The organism is Paenibacillus sp. FSL P4-0176 (assembly GCF_037975265.1).
Lineage (GTDB): Bacteria > Bacillota > Bacilli > Paenibacillales > Paenibacillaceae > Paenibacillus > Paenibacillus amylolyticus.
The window spans coordinates 94,987-110,240 of the sequence record NZ_CP150242.1 but is presented as its reverse complement, the minus strand read 5'-3'; the positions used below and the strand labels follow the sequence as shown (position 1 = coordinate 110,240).

At 46.3% G+C, this 15,254-nt stretch carries 19 protein-coding genes and 1 tRNA gene; 7 read left to right on the top strand and 13 right to left on the bottom strand.

All coding sequences use genetic code 11. The annotated features are described in order from the left end of the window. Positions 1 to 21: 21 nt before the first annotated feature. The 3 genes from MKY95_RS00530 (at position 22) to MKY95_RS00520 (ending at position 1,813) form a co-directional block, all read left to right on the top strand. Complete coding sequence (locus tag MKY95_RS00530) at positions 22 to 456, top strand: C40 family peptidase (protein WP_223199955.1); 435 nt, start codon at positions 22 to 24, stop codon at positions 454 to 456. A 355-nt stretch (positions 457 to 811) separates the two neighbouring features. Continuing rightward, complete coding sequence (locus tag MKY95_RS00525; protein WP_127551367.1) at positions 812 to 1,306, top strand: GNAT family protein; 495 nt, start codon at positions 812 to 814, stop codon at positions 1,304 to 1,306. Between the two features lie 150 nt (positions 1,307 to 1,456). After that, a complete protein-coding gene (locus tag MKY95_RS00520) occupies positions 1,457 to 1,813 on the top strand; it encodes a cytochrome c (RefSeq protein WP_036607288.1) in 357 nt (118 codons plus the stop codon). Positions 1,814 to 1,887: 74 nt separating this feature from the next. Here MKY95_RS00520 and rbsK read toward each other — a convergent pair whose 3' ends face one another. The 4 genes from rbsK to MKY95_RS00500 form a co-directional block, all read right to left on the bottom strand. Next, positions 1,888 to 2,871 (bottom strand): ribokinase, encoded by a 984-nt coding sequence (gene rbsK, locus MKY95_RS00515; protein ID WP_074092940.1) that lies wholly within the window; start codon positions 2,869 to 2,871, stop codon positions 1,888 to 1,890. Positions 2,872 to 2,915: 44 nt separating this feature from the next. Further along, the gene (locus MKY95_RS00510) at positions 2,916 to 3,212 is read right to left on the bottom strand and encodes a 4a-hydroxytetrahydrobiopterin dehydratase (RefSeq protein WP_017691315.1); all 297 of its coding nucleotides are present in this window, start codon (positions 3,210 to 3,212) and stop codon (positions 2,916 to 2,918) included. A gap of 30 nt (positions 3,213 to 3,242) precedes the next feature. Continuing rightward, on the bottom strand, positions 3,243 to 3,398 hold the full coding sequence (locus MKY95_RS00505; RefSeq protein ID WP_155985029.1) for a hypothetical protein: 156 nt from the start codon (positions 3,396 to 3,398) through the stop codon (positions 3,243 to 3,245). A gap of 64 nt (positions 3,399 to 3,462) precedes the next feature. After that, on the bottom strand, positions 3,463 to 3,756 hold the full coding sequence (locus MKY95_RS00500) for a hypothetical protein (protein ID WP_036607290.1): 294 nt from the start codon (positions 3,754 to 3,756) through the stop codon (positions 3,463 to 3,465). Between the two features lie 233 nt (positions 3,757 to 3,989). Here MKY95_RS00500 and motA point away from each other — a divergent pair, with 233 nt between their 5' ends. Both motA and motB read left to right on the top strand, forming a co-directional pair. Further along, entirely contained in the window at positions 3,990 to 4,790 is an 801-nt protein-coding gene (gene motA, locus MKY95_RS00495; protein WP_036607291.1) for a flagellar motor stator protein MotA, read from the top strand. Continuing rightward, on the top strand, positions 4,777 to 5,595 hold the full coding sequence (gene motB, locus MKY95_RS00490) for a flagellar motor protein MotB (protein WP_036607292.1): 819 nt from the start codon (positions 4,777 to 4,779) through the stop codon (positions 5,593 to 5,595). Before motA ends, motB begins: the two co-directional genes overlap by 14 nt. Before the next feature lie 210 nt (positions 5,596 to 5,805). Here motB and rluF read toward each other — a convergent pair whose 3' ends face one another. Then, entirely contained in the window at positions 5,806 to 6,507 is a 702-nt protein-coding gene (gene rluF / locus MKY95_RS00485; RefSeq protein ID WP_036607293.1) for a 23S rRNA pseudouridine(2604) synthase RluF, read from the bottom strand. Between the two features lie 18 nt (positions 6,508 to 6,525). Then, on the bottom strand, positions 6,526 to 8,865 hold the full coding sequence (locus tag MKY95_RS00480) for an ATP-binding protein (protein ID WP_047841153.1): 2,340 nt from the start codon (positions 8,863 to 8,865) through the stop codon (positions 6,526 to 6,528). 332 nt (positions 8,866 to 9,197) lie between these two features. Here MKY95_RS00480 and tadA point away from each other — a divergent pair, with 332 nt between their 5' ends. Next, positions 9,198 to 9,704 carry a tRNA adenosine(34) deaminase TadA gene (gene tadA / locus MKY95_RS00475; RefSeq protein ID WP_076320314.1) on the top strand — a complete coding sequence of 169 codons (507 nt, stop codon included), beginning with the start codon at positions 9,198 to 9,200 and terminating at the stop codon, positions 9,702 to 9,704. A 43-nt stretch (positions 9,705 to 9,747) separates the two neighbouring features. After that, positions 9,748 to 10,317, top strand: a complete 570-nt coding sequence (locus MKY95_RS00470) for a GNAT family protein (RefSeq protein ID WP_036607294.1) — start codon at positions 9,748 to 9,750, stop codon at positions 10,315 to 10,317. 261 nt (positions 10,318 to 10,578) lie between these two features. On the opposite strand, the gene MKY95_RS00465 is transcribed toward MKY95_RS00470, so the two are convergent. From MKY95_RS00465 to pdxT, 7 genes are all read right to left on the bottom strand, one after another. Continuing rightward, positions 10,579 to 11,673 (bottom strand): hypothetical protein, encoded by a 1,095-nt coding sequence (locus MKY95_RS00465; protein ID WP_036607295.1) that lies wholly within the window; start codon positions 11,671 to 11,673, stop codon positions 10,579 to 10,581. A 235-nt stretch (positions 11,674 to 11,908) separates the two neighbouring features. Next, positions 11,909 to 12,061: a small acid-soluble spore protein P gene (locus MKY95_RS00460; protein WP_036607296.1), complete on the bottom strand. Its 153-nt coding sequence runs from the start codon at positions 12,059 to 12,061 to the stop codon at positions 11,909 to 11,911. A 21-nt stretch (positions 12,062 to 12,082) separates the two neighbouring features. Continuing rightward, positions 12,083 to 12,259, bottom strand: coding sequence for a hypothetical protein (locus MKY95_RS00455; protein WP_017691325.1), 177 nt, complete (start codon positions 12,257 to 12,259; stop codon positions 12,083 to 12,085). A gap of 29 nt (positions 12,260 to 12,288) precedes the next feature. Further along, positions 12,289 to 12,627, bottom strand: coding sequence for a hypothetical protein (locus MKY95_RS00450; protein WP_036607297.1), 339 nt, complete (start codon positions 12,625 to 12,627; stop codon positions 12,289 to 12,291). 192 nt (positions 12,628 to 12,819) lie between these two features. Beyond that, positions 12,820 to 12,908: transfer RNA gene (locus tag MKY95_RS00445), tRNA-Ser, on the bottom strand. 197 nt (positions 12,909 to 13,105) lie between these two features. Further along, positions 13,106 to 14,389, bottom strand: coding sequence for a serine--tRNA ligase (gene serS, locus MKY95_RS00440; protein WP_339196347.1), 1,284 nt, complete (start codon positions 14,387 to 14,389; stop codon positions 13,106 to 13,108). Positions 14,390 to 14,662: 273 nt separating this feature from the next. Continuing rightward, complete coding sequence (gene pdxT / locus MKY95_RS00435; RefSeq protein WP_036671585.1) at positions 14,663 to 15,253, bottom strand: pyridoxal 5'-phosphate synthase glutaminase subunit PdxT; 591 nt, start codon at positions 15,251 to 15,253, stop codon at positions 14,663 to 14,665. Between the last annotated feature and the right edge of the window lies 1 nt (position 15,254).

The window sequence follows — 15,254 nt, the reverse complement described above, 5'->3', positions numbered from 1 at the left end:
TTAACCGCAGCTGTACTTAGCATCACATTCGCTTTATCGCTTGGTGCAGGTAGCGCATTCGCAGATTCAAAGATGGACACAGTAATTGATTCAGCAATGGGAACTACATACAAAAGTGGGGGAACAACGCTTAACGGCTTTGACTGCTCCGGATTTACCCGGTATGTATTCGACAAGTTGGGTATTGATTTGGCACGCCAATCCAGTTCCCAATTCGACATGGGCGATTCCGTATCCCGCATGGAAATGAGAGCTGGCGATCTGGTGTTCTTTAATACAACAGGTAAAGGCGTATCTCATGTAGGAATCTTTGTAGGGGATGGAAAGTTCGCACACTCCTCTTCTTCCAAAGGCGTTACGATCAGTGCATTGAGTGAAAACTATTGGGCCAATCGTTATGTTGGCGCAAAACGGATTATGAGCACGGACGCATATGAATCACTGGCCCTTGACTAGGGACAAGCTGAGCAACATGATGCTGTAACCATTAAACATACTGGAACGAAGCAAGAAGCATAACAGAACCGCCCGGTACATTCTCCGCAGGAATGTATCCGGCGGTTTTTTTGTGCTTCAATCCTTATTCATGTTGCAAGTTATACTCGGGGCATATTCTGCGACATCAACAGGTTCATTTTGCGTTCGTTCGTCCGTGCCCTTATGATGTTTTTACCCATCCCGTTATAATATAAACGAAATTACCGGAACTTTTGTTTCATTTTTTTTCTTGGGAAGGAAGACTTGCTAAATGAACATCACTTTTGTAGAGTGGACAAAGAGTTCTGTTTCAAGGAAAGGAGCATGCAGGTGTATGAAGGAAACCCCTGTGACGTTTCACGTTGTACCCATGCGAGAAGAACATGCGGAGCTTATCTGCAGTTGGCAGTATGATCCGCCTTACAATATCTACAGCTGGCTCCCCTGGGAGCAGATGAAAGCTCTGGAAGTGGAATTCGGAGATGCACAGCTGCGGCAGGAGCAATATGCAATCGTCCTGGATCAGAACGATCGTATATGTGGGTTTGCTCAATACTTCCCACTTCAAGGGGTAACCCGGATTGGCCTTGGCATGCATCCAGAGCTGTGTGGTCAGGGTCAAGGGACAGCTTTTGTCACTGCCATTGTACAGGAAGCCATTCGCCGAAATCCCACGAATGAGATTGATCTGGAAGTACTCACTTGGAATGCTCGTGCCATTCAAGTCTATCTGAAGAGTGGATTTGTCACCCATGATACATACGAACGGCAGACCCCAACCGGCTTGAAGCCCTTTCACTGTATGGTTTATGAAGGGCCTCGCGGTTAGAATCCATTGCAAAACAACTAAATTTGCCCCTTGTTATGTGATTAGTTCAAAAAATTCCCACAAAATGCTATGATGTCAGTACAGGTTCCGTTATAATGATATGGATAGTTTCAGGTTAGATGATCTTTCATTCTGGAGGGGACATAAGGGATGCACAAATGGATCATGAGCGGAGTATTTTTTGCAGCATGCGCTTTAGCTATTGTTTTAATGTTTACGCTTCCAGGGAAAGAAGAAGTGGCTGAAGAAGCCAAGCCAACCATGCCGGAAGTAACATTGGATGCCGGACAGGCTGAAGCACTGGTCAAAGCCAATTGTATCTCCTGTCACGGGGATCAGCTTCAGGGTGGCGTAGGACCTGCTCTGGCTAACATCGGTAGCCAGGATGATCTGGAGAAGATCTATTCTACGATTGTCAAAGGTAAAGGTGGCATGCCTTCCTTCAAGGGCAAGCTGCAGGATGAAGAAATTGCAAATATCGCCATGTGGCTGTCAGAGAAGAAATAATCTCTGCACACGCATAACAAAGAGGCGCTTAATCCCCTTTTCGGAGAATAAGAGCCTCTTTGTTATATCAATTATTAAGCCTCTGCGGCATGCTCAGCCAGAAAGGCCTCAACTTCACGTGCGGACGGCATCCCGGACTGGGCGCCGAGCTTTGTCACGGATAACGCGGCCGCACCCATGGCGAAGCCTACGGCCGCGTCCAAAGTCTCACCGCGCGCGAGGGCTACCGCCAGCGCGCCGTTGAAGCAATCGCCAGCGCCGGTCGTATCGACGGCGCTTACGGCGTAGCCGGGCGCACGGCACGCGCCGGCACGCCCTGCTTGTACGCGGCCACCAGGCGCCGCCGCGTACACAGCCCCCTCGGGGCCGAGCGTCGTGACGACAGCGGCCCCGAGGGATGCGGCGAGCTCTGCGACCGCCGCATCCAGGTCTTCCGGCCGGAGATGATCCCGGCCGGTAAGCACGGCAAGCTCACTGCGGTTCGGCGTGACAACGTCGACGCACCGCAGGAGCTCCTGGGGCAGACCCGGCACTGCGGGAGCCGGGTTGAGCACCACCAGTGCGCTGCCTTCAGCCGCCAGTTGGGCGGCGCGGGTAACCGCTGGCAGCGGGATCTCCAGCTGTAGCAGCACCGCTGCGGCTGCAGTCAGGCTTTTTACCGTATCCGCCTCTTCCAGCATCTCAGGCACCACTTGCCCATTCGCACCAGGAATAACAATAATCCGGTTGTCTCCCCGAGAAAGCCAGATGGAAGCCGTCCCTGTAACCGTGTCTTCCAATATGCGAACCCGCGAGGCATCTGCACCACTTTCCGTCAGACTGTGCAGCAGACGTTCGCCAAAACCGTCCGATCCCACCGCACCAATCATCGTCGTCTGTCCACCCAGACGCGCAGCAGCAACAGCCTGGTTCGCCCCTTTGCCACCAGCGAGATAATGCAGCTCCTCACCGCTCACCGTCTCTCCCTCTTCCGGAATCGTGTCTGTCTTCACTACAAGATCCATATTGAGACTGCCTACGACAGCAATAAGAGGTTGTTTCTGATTATAGTCTGACATGTATGGTTCACTCACTTCTGGCCGCGTGATAATAACCAACCTCGTTATTGCGACCTCATTTTGTCATAAGCTTCGTTATATTGCCCTGCTTCCTTGATATCTACAGATGTAATACCACCCGCATCCCATGATGTGAGACGCAGCGTAACCGTTGTATAATCAATCGTAATAAAAGGATGATGATTGAATGCTTCCGAGATCGCAGCGACCTCATCCACAAATGCAATCCCTTTCATGTAGTTGGAGAACACGAATTTACGTACAATCCACCGTCCCTCTTCCAGTTCCCAGCCTTCCAGCCTTCCCAGATGAGCTTCGACTTCCTCTTGCGAAAAAACCATGCGTTATCTTCCTCCCCATAGGATGGTACATTACAGACATGCGTCCGTATAACCACCGACACCTTCGGCGCTATCAACAGCAACCTCAAAGGCCAGGCTCACCGCCATGCGGTTGGCCCATTTCACGACTAACATCTTACCACGGACAAGCTTCAAAATCCAATCAACTACATGGCATAGAACCAATAACCATAAGGCTTTGAGGGGAATTCCAATTCCATTTACACCCCTGAAAATGCATGTAAACACACTAAATTAAAGGTACAAATGTCAACTCTTCTTCCCCGATCAAAATATGAATGCGGTGCTGTTCCTTATCATGGATGACCACGCCACTTCCAACCGGAATAACAGACTCCTCGCCCAGCGCATAGAACAGATCCTCCGCCAATGCCTCATCCACTTCAAGTTGGTCAGATGCAGCCAGTCTCCCCCACTCTTCCGCATCCATTTCAAAGAAAACATACCGATCCGGTATGCGTCCGATTGCCGTTGTCAGATCTGTCAAAATTCCTTCATAATCCCGTCCATGCTTTACGCCCATTGGCTTTTCACTCCTATTCGGCCCCTAAGGAGCGGATTTGATCTTATTATACCTGAAAATAGCCCTTAAAAAAAAAGGCCTTCTGGTCGATAAATACATATATGACCGTTTTAACTGTTTTAGCAACCGTAAGGAATGCCTAACATTGAACGGATTGCGGCCAAAAATTCGTCCGGAAGCCCGAACACAGCCGCTTGAAAGGATTCAATTTTATCTCATGGATGAGGTGTATGATGAACATTTCAACGATTATTGGACTAATTTTGGGGCTGGTCTCCCTTGTATTTGGTATGTTCTTGAAGGGTGCGCCCTTAATCAACCTGGTTAACAATCCCGCAGCCTACATTATTATCTTTGTTGGTACGGCAGGAACCATCTTTATCGCATTTCCGATGTCTGAAGTTAAGAAAATCCCTAAGCTTTTCGGGATTGTTTTCAAAAATCAAGTACTAATTGATCGCGTATCCCTGATCGGCACATTTATGGATTGGGCTTCCACTACCCGTCGTGAAGGTTTGCTTGCACTGGAATCAAAAGTAGAAGAGATTGACGATCAGTTCCTTCGTGGCGGTATGCGTATGATTATAGACGGCAACGATCAGGAATTTGTAAGTGATGTGCTCATGGAAGATATTCATGCTACAGAGGAGCGCCACCGTGGCAGTGCCTTGATCTTCGCTCAGGCGGGGATGTACGCACCAACCCTAGGGGTTCTCGGGGCCGTTGTAGGTCTCATCGCAGCACTTGCCGATCTCAGTGACATGGAGAAACTCTCCCATGCGATTGCGGCAGCATTTATCGCAACACTCCTTGGTATATTTAGTGGTTACGTGTTATGGCACCCGATGTCTAACAAGCTGAAACGGATGTCCAAGCAAGAAATGGAGATCAAGCTGATGATGGTTGAAGGACTGTTATCCATACAGTCTGGTGTATCCACCATCGCCATCAACCAAAAGTTATCCGTATTCCTGACACCTTCCGAACGTAAACAACTGGAAGAGAAGGAGGGATCACCAGGTGAAAAAGGCTAAGAAGCACGAACCACATGAAGAGCATATAGACGAGAGCTGGTTGCTTCCCTATTCCGACTTGATGACCTTGTTGCTCGCTCTGTTTATTGTATTGTTCGGTATGAGTTCAATCGATGCAGCTAAGTTCGAGCAGATGGCTTCCGCACTAAACAGTGCATTAAATGGAGGTTCCGGGATTCTGGACCATTCGTCCATGAATCCGGATACGCCAGGTGCTGATTTGGGTAAGAACAAACAGGAACCTACAGAAATCACCAAGAAAACACCAGCTCAGATTACAGATGCACAGATGGCTAAGAAAGAACAAGAAGACCTGGAGAAACTCAAAGAGCGACTCGACAAATATATCTCGAAGAACGGACTTTCAGACCAGCTGAACACCAAGCTGAATCAGTCTGAATTGAAGATCACCATCAGTGATAACGCCCTGTTCTCCTCAGGCCGAGCAGATGTGAAGCCTGAATCACGATCCCTGGCGAAAGCAATCTCAAGCATGCTGCAGGAGTTCCCTGAATATGAAGTGGTTGTATCCGGTCATACCGATAATATTCCCATTTCGAACAACCAATATAAGGATAACTGGGATCTAAGCGCAGATCGTGCGCTCAACTTCCTGAAAATCCTGTTGCTGAACTCGCAATTGGACCCTTCCAAATTCACACCAAGTGGTTATGGAGAGTATCACCCAATTGCCAGCAATGACACCAATACGGGACGGGCACAGAATCGCCGTGTAGAGGTATCTATCATTCGGAAGTATCAAAGTAACAATACAAATGTAAAAGCCGTTGGCGGAGGAAACTAGAGGCCTGCAGCGATTCATTAACCAAAGACCGTTCTCCAAGTACAAGGAGAACGGTCTTTTTGGTTTTATAAGGCTTATGCCTGGTTCATCTACATATTTCTGTACTATTCGGTATTATTGACCAGTCTTCATTAAATCTGCACCAAAAAGCCCTGCACTCCTTTTCGGAAAGCAGGGCTTCAATCAGTTAATTAGTCGAACTCGAATCAACTATTCCAGCGAATAGTCCAACAGACCGCCCAGCTCCGCTTTTTCAGCAGGGGTAAGCTCTCTCCATGAACCTGTCGCCATTTCTCCAAGATGGATGTTCATGATCCGAATACGCTTCAACTTACGAACCTCGTAACCAAAGGCACTACACATCCGCCGAATCTGACGGTTCTTTCCTTCAGTCAGGATGATACGGAATACTCGATCCGTCATCCGGGTCACTGTACAAGGCAGGGTCATTTCACCCAGGATCTTCACCCCAGTGCTCATACCCCTAAGGAAACTCGGGGTTACAGATCGATCAACAGTAACGATATACTCTTTCTCATGGCGCCCTTCTGATCTAAGAATCCGGTTAACGATATCACCATCATTGGTCATCAGGATCAAACCTTCCGAGTCCTTATCCAGACGTCCAATAGGAAAGATACGTTCATCGTGCCCGACAAAATCAACGATATTGCCCTGAATATGCTGCTCAGTTGTACTTGTGATCCCGATCGGTTTATTCAGCGCGATATATACGTGTTTTCTCTTTTCCTTGATTGGCTTGCCATTGATTCGTACATCGTCGCCTTCTTCTGCCTGACTGCCCAGTTCAGCCTTAACTCCATTAATGGTTACCTGACCACTATCCACCAACTTGTCGGCTTCACGCCGGGAGCAATAACCTGTTTCACTAATAAATTTATTAATACGCAAAAGGTAATCTCACCTCATCTATTTCTCTTCATCTGTAAGTGTGTCATCTGTTACCTGATCTACCTCAATAACTTCCGGTTGTTGCTCGGATGCAGGCAGTTCAATAATAACCGTTGTTCCCTTGTTCATGACGCTTTTAATATCCATCATGCCCTTATGTGATTGAATAATGCGCTGACTGACCATCAGGCCAAGCCCTGTTCCAGACTCTTTATTCGTAAAGAAAGGCTCCCCAAGCTTGGGCATCATCTCTTCCGGGATACCGATCCCTTCATCCCTGATCTCAATTCTGACGCGTTTCGATTGCTCGTCATGCTTGAGCTTGATATGGATGTTTCCTCCATTTGGCATGGCCTCCATACCATTTTTCAGCAAATTGATGAATACCTGCTTCAATTGGTTCTCTTCACAGTGTACCATAGCCGAATCGGATGAGGCACGCAGTACAAATTCTACACCATGCAGATGCGCCTGACTATCCAGTAACGAGATGACATCGCCAAGAATAAAACGAATATCCCGATTCTGAAAATGAACCGCCTGCGGTTTCGCCAGAATCAGAAATTCACCAACAATAAGGTTGATTCGATCCAGCTCCGATAACATCAGATCCAGATGACGATGATTCAGCTTGTTGCTCTCTTGCTGTAACTGCAGGAATCCGCGCAGCGTGGTCAGTGGATTACGAATCTCATGTGCCACACCTGCTGCAAGCTGGCCCACGGTTGTTAGCTTCTCAGAACGTCTCAGCAGCTCTTCCATCCGATTACGGCTTGTAATGTCCCTGGAGACACTAATGAGCGCGGTAATCTCTCCAGCCTCGTCACGTACCGGAGCCGTACTGACACTGACCTCTACTCGGGTCCCGTCTTTCTTCATCCAGGTGGTTTCGTTGGACGTAATGGACATCCCCTCAACGAGTTGGGCATGCTGACGTTTCATTTCTTCTTCTGCCTCTGGCGGGATGATCTTCAGATTACGACCTTCCACCTCACGACTTCGAAAGCCATATAATTGTTCAAATGCCCGGTTAACCCGCAGCACTTTTCCTTCAAGATCCGTAATGTGAATGGCATCCGCTGTCTGATTGATAATGGACTCCAGATGTTCTTTCACCGCCCGATTCTCTTCATACATCTGTTTCAGACGGCTCGTATAATGGCCCAGATTACGAATCATGGCATTAATACGATTGGCCAGTTGGCCAAGTTCATCTTTCCTCTTTACTTTCAGACGGAAATCAAAGTGCCCATCCGCTACATCATTCACTTTGCCCAGTATGGATTGGATCGGACGTGTGATATACCCTGCGAGCAAATAGCTGCCAAAGATCACAATCTCCAGCAAAACCAACGATATGGAGGCATGGCTCACCAACTGCTCAGATACCATGGAGGATATTTGCTTATAGTCCATGACAATACTGATCACATAGGAAGACTGATTGGGTGTGAAAATGGGAATAAAACTCTTCAGTACCTTCTGTTCGTGCGTTTCACTGACAAAAGATACATTTTGCCCTGTTCGAATGGCACGCACCACAGCACGATGATCCTCATCCGTAGAACCATACTGGTATGTACCAAAACGAATCGGTCTGTTATTCAACTTGCTAAAGTTCGAATCTCTTCCGTCATCACCCATGTTCGGGCTACCAAAAGTCAACGGATTGATGCCTGTAATCTCCAGAATGGAGGGATTGACCTCACGAATTTTATTTAAAATCTCATCCGGACTAGAGATTTTCACATAGTCATCAACTTCCGTATTATTATAGAAGGGATTGATTATGTAGTTTCTCTTTCCATCATGGTAGTAACCCCAGATATCAATATCCGAAGGACTGGATGTCGAATATTCGAATCCATCTGACCAGAAATGCTCCAACTTCTGTCCTTGGGGAATCGTCACCTGTTGTTTTTCAAATAATTGCTTAAAGGCCTGATACCAATAAGTCATGGATTTGGTGGACAGCCCGATTTCTCTCGGATCTGAGGAGCGGTTAACAACGATGTCATCATCCGTCTGTTCCATTAACGAAATATGTGAGACGCCGACCTTTTGGCTCAAGCGTACAAGTTCTTCATTTGTGATATTATTAATATCCGGGTCCAATTCTTCCGCTGCCATGACAGCAGCAAGCCACAGATTGTTTCCAATCTGCCGTTTTACATAATCCGAACTGTATTGATTCTGTTCGACAGCAATTGCAATCTGCTTTGCAGTGAGCACCATCTTGGTTTCACTGTCCTGCCTCAGATTCTCTTCTGTAGTATAATAACTCAGTGCGATATTCAACACTAAAATAACGAGCACTGAGCACGACATAATCATGGATAATTTCGTTTTAATAGACAAGTTTTTTTGTTCACCTCTCGGCTTGTACCCTCTGGCGATATATGGCAAAACCTATCTCCATCATAACGCTTGTATGTCTTTTTGAAAAGGATAATTGACCTGTGTCCAAAAGTTACCGAATGACTGAAAAGCTCGAAATTCGTTGTTTTTTGCATTTTCGAACTCTACAATGAAATTAATCACTATATTTATCCACATACCCACAGGCTTGTGGATAGTTTGTTTATAACTATGTGAGCAACTACACGGTTATCCACAATTCTATACACAACATGTTAACAACCCGAATATTTGTTCGCTGAATAAACGATTTTGGAAGGAGTTATATAGTAATGAATGACCATTCTCCCCAGCCCGATCTTGGGAATTTATCTGAAGAGGCTCAACATGAGCACTGGATGCGAGAGGCCATTGCCGAGGCCTACAAGGCTGAAGCTCTTGGGGAAGTGCCGATTGGAGCTGTAATCGTACAAAATAACCAAATTATTGGTCGGGGATACAATCTGCGTGAAACTACACTGGATTCCACCGCCCATGCAGAGATGGTGGCTATTCGTCAGGCCAGCGAGAGCATCGGAGCTTGGCGTTTGTTGGATTGTTCTCTGTACGTCACATTGGAACCTTGTCCAATGTGTGCAGGTGCAATTGTACAATCCAGGGTCCCCCGCGTAATCTATGGTACGGCTGATCCCAAGGCAGGCTGTGCAGGTACACTGATGAACCTGTTACAGGAGCCGCGTTTTAACCATCGCACCGAGGTTATTGCGGATATTCTCCAACCTGAATGCTCCACGATGCTAACTCAATTTTTCAGAAGTCTGCGCCAAAAGTTAAAGTAGTCACCGACTACAAACATCCCAATTAGAAAGGAAGTGTGCTGTAATGGCACTAACACTCTATGATACAGCCAATGGCATAAGCCTTCGGTTGCTCACACCCCAAGATACACAGTCCTATTTGGACCTGATTCAGGTCACACGCGTCCCCTACCAGTCTGTAGAACCCGTGCGAGACGATGAATTCTATACACTGGATGCTCAGACTCGGCGGATTGAGGATCGGGTCAAGGCAGCAGAAGATGGTACAGGATATCAATTTGGAATCTATACTATTAAAGACAGCCTGTTGATTGGACAAGTAAGTATCAACAATGTCGTATTGGGCGTTGCCAATTATGCGGATATGGGTTACTTTATCCATCCAGATTATCAGGGTGGCGGACGAATGACAGCAGCGGTTAAACTGGCCGTAGCTTATGGCTTCCGTGCGCTAAAGTTAAATCGGATTCAGGCTGCAGTATTGCCCTCCAACAAAGGTTCACAGCGCGTACTGGAGAAGAACGGATTCCAGTTTGAAGGTACTGCTCGCAAATACCTCAAGATCAACGGAAAATATCAGGATCATCAGATCTATGCTGTACTTGCTGAAGACTTGGACGAACTTACGAATTAATTGATTTAGAAGCTTCCCAATAAAGCTGTCTGTATTCCCAATTCAACAATATACAAGTTTAATGTACAAAACCGCACTACCCTAGTTATGTAGGAGAGAGTGCGGTTTTATTTGTATAGATCACCAGCCACGATTCAACATCAAAGATCAACTATTTTGCGTACATCCCCTCTTACGCTGTCTAACAAAAAAAAACGCCTGTACCCAAGCGGAAGGAGATTATCCTTCACTTGAATCACAGACGGTTTGAATGCAGCGAGATTAGTATCCGTATGAAGCGTTCATCAATTCTTCGAACTCTTGCATAGTAATTACGTCATCGCCAGTAGGGATGTTGATTTTGAATGCTGCTTTTTCGTTAATCTTAGTGTACGTATTGGAACCGGTAAATGCCAATTTCACTTCGTCTTTTGTACCTTCTGGCTTGATCAGCACATCAGCGACCATCTTTTGATATACAGGGAAGTCGTTTTTGTCCAATGCGAAATCGATGTTGAATTGGTTGATTGTCAGAACATCTTTCAATTTATCCAAGTCTTTAGCCATTTCAGCCTGATCTGCTTCAGTGATCTTCAGATCTTCTTTAGCTTTGTCGATATCAGCCTGATCCATTTGCAGCATTTCACGATATTCCTCTTTGGACAGAATATCCAATACTTTAGGCATAGCTTTTGTTACCAGTACAGTAACTGCTTCTTTAACATTGTCATTATTCACCGAGAATTGTACAACTTGCTTCGCATCTACACCTTCAGGAAGTTTTGCATCTTTGGTGTCTAGATTTTTGAAGAATTTAGCTTGATCGTACTCGCTCAGCACTGCGTCCATGACTTCGTTGCTCAGCTTTTGCGTTTTGGCTGCGTCCATAGCATCAGGGTTCCATTCCGTACCCTCTTGCTCAGCCAGTTCTTTCAGGTCCAACTCTAGGAACTTGTTAACAACATTCTCCGGAATCGGGAAGAACGGAATATTCGGCACTTTCACATAGAGTTTCTCTGCCGTCATCACCATTGGGATGTTAAAGGTCATACCCATGTCGCCTTTAAGCTCGATGCCAAGAGTCATCTCTGTCTGCATTGGCTCACTTTGGTATACACCTGTTACATTCAACTGAGCATCCTTCAGCATGCTCATAAACTGAGTCATGGTAGGATCAGTTTGTGAAGCATCCCCAGGTTTATAGCTCAATTCATTAATAGTGAAATTAGAACTCATTTCATACGAAGTCAATTTGGAAGCATTGGCCGCAGCCGTCTTCAATGCCTCTTTTGGTTCCTGCTTGCTGCTACATGCTGTCAATGCCATAGATACGGTCAACAGCAACGTGAGAAGAAGCGCCCCCATACGTTTAGTCATTTGTTTCTCTCCTCTCGTGATAACCCCAAAAAAAAGTAATTCAATATCAATGATATACCATATCACCAGATACCGAAACCTAATTTGGGAAAAATGTGATCTTTCCTCTTTAAAATGGCTACAAAGACCTATGTCAGCTTTGGGAATAACCATGTGCCTGTCTTTATATATGTATGAATACGCAAAAGCCCCCTATTAGGTAACAAGGGACTTTTGCGTGATTCTGTTTCTTCTATTAACCTTGGGGGTTCAAATGATCCACATGATTTTGATTTTTTACTTTTTTGGAACCGGATAATGGTTCCTGCATGGAAGAGCGTTTGGATGAATGACGATGCTGTTCGGATGCTTGCGCTTCCGGTACGGGAATTGTTTTTGGTTTGCTCATATTATTGCCCCCTCATCATTGTTAGGAATGGGATGGGTCCCTATCTTCCGTTTTGTCATGATTCAGTGCATCCTGATGACGGCGATCATTAATATCTTGCTGAATTTGCTGGGCATGATGACTGTTTACGGCAGGCTGCTCCAGATCATCGACTACATTTTGCAGGTTTTTGTCTACTCCCGCTTTGGCTTTAGTCAATTGAGTTCACTCCTTCAGATTTCAGGCTATTATCTCGTCTGGGATTGTAACGACTGGGCGCATTCATGAATGTGCCGTGTATAATCGTGAGCCAGTTCCTGAATCGGTTCTGTACGCTCATCCGTCGTTCGTCCATCCCGTTCCACATCAATCAGCTGTACGCTGACTTCACGGGAATCGACATATGCACATTTGAAATCAAAAGAGTACATCTCGTGCCCTGCTGTAGCAATGTGTATCCGAATCGCCTGCTGATCGGCTTCATCGGCCATTACCTGAGCCTGGTCTCCAACATTCAGGACTTGAGGCAAACGTTCTTGCCAAGCCCCTACAAGCTCTGTCTGATCGATGTTTAACTCGCGGTTCATCTTACCACCTCCACTCCTATAAAGTGCGGCGATGAAGATGTTTTTATACATATTAGCCTTATTCAAAATATAACGTTGTACTGAGCAACGTATACATCGGTCACCAACCTGTATGCTCACTACGCTGGACAAACTCACAACGCAAAAAAGGACTCGAGCGAGATCGCTCGAATCCTTGTTATAAGTGTAGTATGGCGGAGAGGGTGGGATTCGAACCCACGTGGAGTTGCCCCCTAACGGTTTTCAAGACCGCCCCGTTATGACCGCTTCGGTACCTCTCCAGGGAATTAACTTTTATAAACTTGCCACGAAAAGTATCATACCACATCTCGACATTATAATGCAACCTTTTTATATTAAAATTGATAATCCCGTATCAGACAACTGCCTCAGTTATACAAAACACTCCAATCCGCCATTCCAAAATGACGGATTGAATTTGTATTCCCCTTGATGAGGATGGTTAGCTAACTCTAACTTAAGAGCGACGTGCAATCACACTTGCACCGCCCATATAAGGACGCAATGCTTCAGGAATGACAACCGTACCATCTTCCTGTTGATAGTTCTCCAGGATAGCGGCTACCGTCCGTCCAACAGCCAATCCTGACCCGTTCAATGTATGAACAAATTCCGGTTTGGCTTTTGGCTCTCTGCGGAAACGGATATTGGCACGACGTGCCTGGAAGTCCTCACAGTTGGAGCACGAAGAAATCTCACGATAAGTGTCGCTCTCAGGCAACCACACTTCAATATCATACGTTTTAGCTGAAGTGAAGCCCATATCTGCCGTGCACAAAGTCAGGACGCGATACGGCAAGCCCAACAATTGAAGCACACGCTCTGCATTTTGAGTCATTTGCTCCAGCTCTTCATACGAAGTCTCCGGAGTAGAGAGCTTGAGCAGCTCTACTTTGTTGAATTGATGCTGACGAATCAAGCCGCGTGTATCCCGTCCAGCCGAACCGGCTTCAGAGCGGAAACAAGAGCTGTATGCCACAAAGTGCTTAGGCAATTGATCTACATTCAGAATCTCTTCGCGATGATAGTTCGTTACCGGAACTTCAGCAGTAGGGATCAGATAATATTCGGTATCTTTCAACTTGAACAGGTCTTCTTCGAACTTAGGCAGTTGACCTGTTCCAAATAAGCTGTCCCGATTAACGATGTATGGAGGCAGAATCTCTTCATATCCATGTTGATCGCTGTGCAGATCCATCATGAAGTTAATCAATGCACGTTCCAGGCGCGCACCCAGACCTTTATAAAAGGTAAAACGGGAACCTGTTACTTTGGCAGCCGCTTCAAAATCAAGAATATCGAGATCCTGCGCAATTTCCCAGTGTGCTTTTGGTGCAAAAGTAAATGACTTCGGCTCTTCCCAACGACGAATCTCAACATTGTCGTCTTCAGAAGCTCCAACAGGTACGCTTTCGTTAGGAATGTTCGGAATCGCCATTGTGAGATCATTGATCTTCACTTCCAGTTCCCGAACTTCTTCGTCCATGGCTTTGATTCGATCAGAGACTTCACGCATCTCCACAATCAGATCATCAGCATTTTCACGATTCTTCTTCAGTCTAGCAACTTCCGCGGAGACTGTATTCCTACGGCTCTTCAGTGTTTCACTCTCTTGAAGCAATTCCCGACGCTTGGCATCCATCTCGGTAAATCCAGCGATAAGATCCAGCGATTTGCCACGTTTAGTCAATGCTTCTTCTACACGTGCATACTCATTCCGCAATATTTTCACATCAAGCACGATATACCCCTCCTAAATAACCTCACAACGTGAAGCCTTATGTTAAATCCATTCTCATAACTCTACTGTATACACCTTACTATATACTTATCGGAACCTGTAACCCAAAAAACAACCTATATCCCCCTTGTCACCCTCAGCTGCGATTCCCGCTATGAAGCAGATACAGGCAACATCAGGCATCCGTTCAGATGCAACTGCCAACCAGTGGCCTTACACGGCTTCTGGGGAAGTGATCCGATGACCGGGAGATCATAGGTTGTACATCATGCATTATTTAGAGTCTACCGTGTGTTTGTAGGATCTGGCCATGTCTACAAAATAAGTATGCAGACGATAGTCATCCGTCAATTCCGGATGGTAGGAGCAAGCCAGCAAATGCCCTTGACGAGCGGTAACAATCTCATCCTTGTATGTGGAGAGAACCTCCACCTGGTCTCCGACACTCTCGATCAAGGGCGCCCGTATAAATACAGCCCTTACCGTCTCCTCAATGCCTTTGACTGGCAAATCCGTCTCAAAACTCTCTCTCTGCCGTCCAAATGCATTTCGGGATACTGTCATATCCATTAGCTCCAAATGAGCTTCTTCTTGCCCTGCAATGTGTTTAGCCATAACGATCAAGCCAGCACAGGTACCAAATACCGGTTTGCCCTCAGCAGCAAACGCCCGAATGGCATCCATAAACCCATACTTGCGCATCAGTTTACCGATCGTCGTGCTTTCCCCGCCAGGAAGGATAAGACCATCCAAATCCTCCAATTGCTGAACCTGTTTGATAGCTATACCTTCTGCTCCAGCACGTTCAATACTTCGAATATGCTCTGTGACAGCTCCTTGAAGTGCTAAAACGCCGATCTTCATA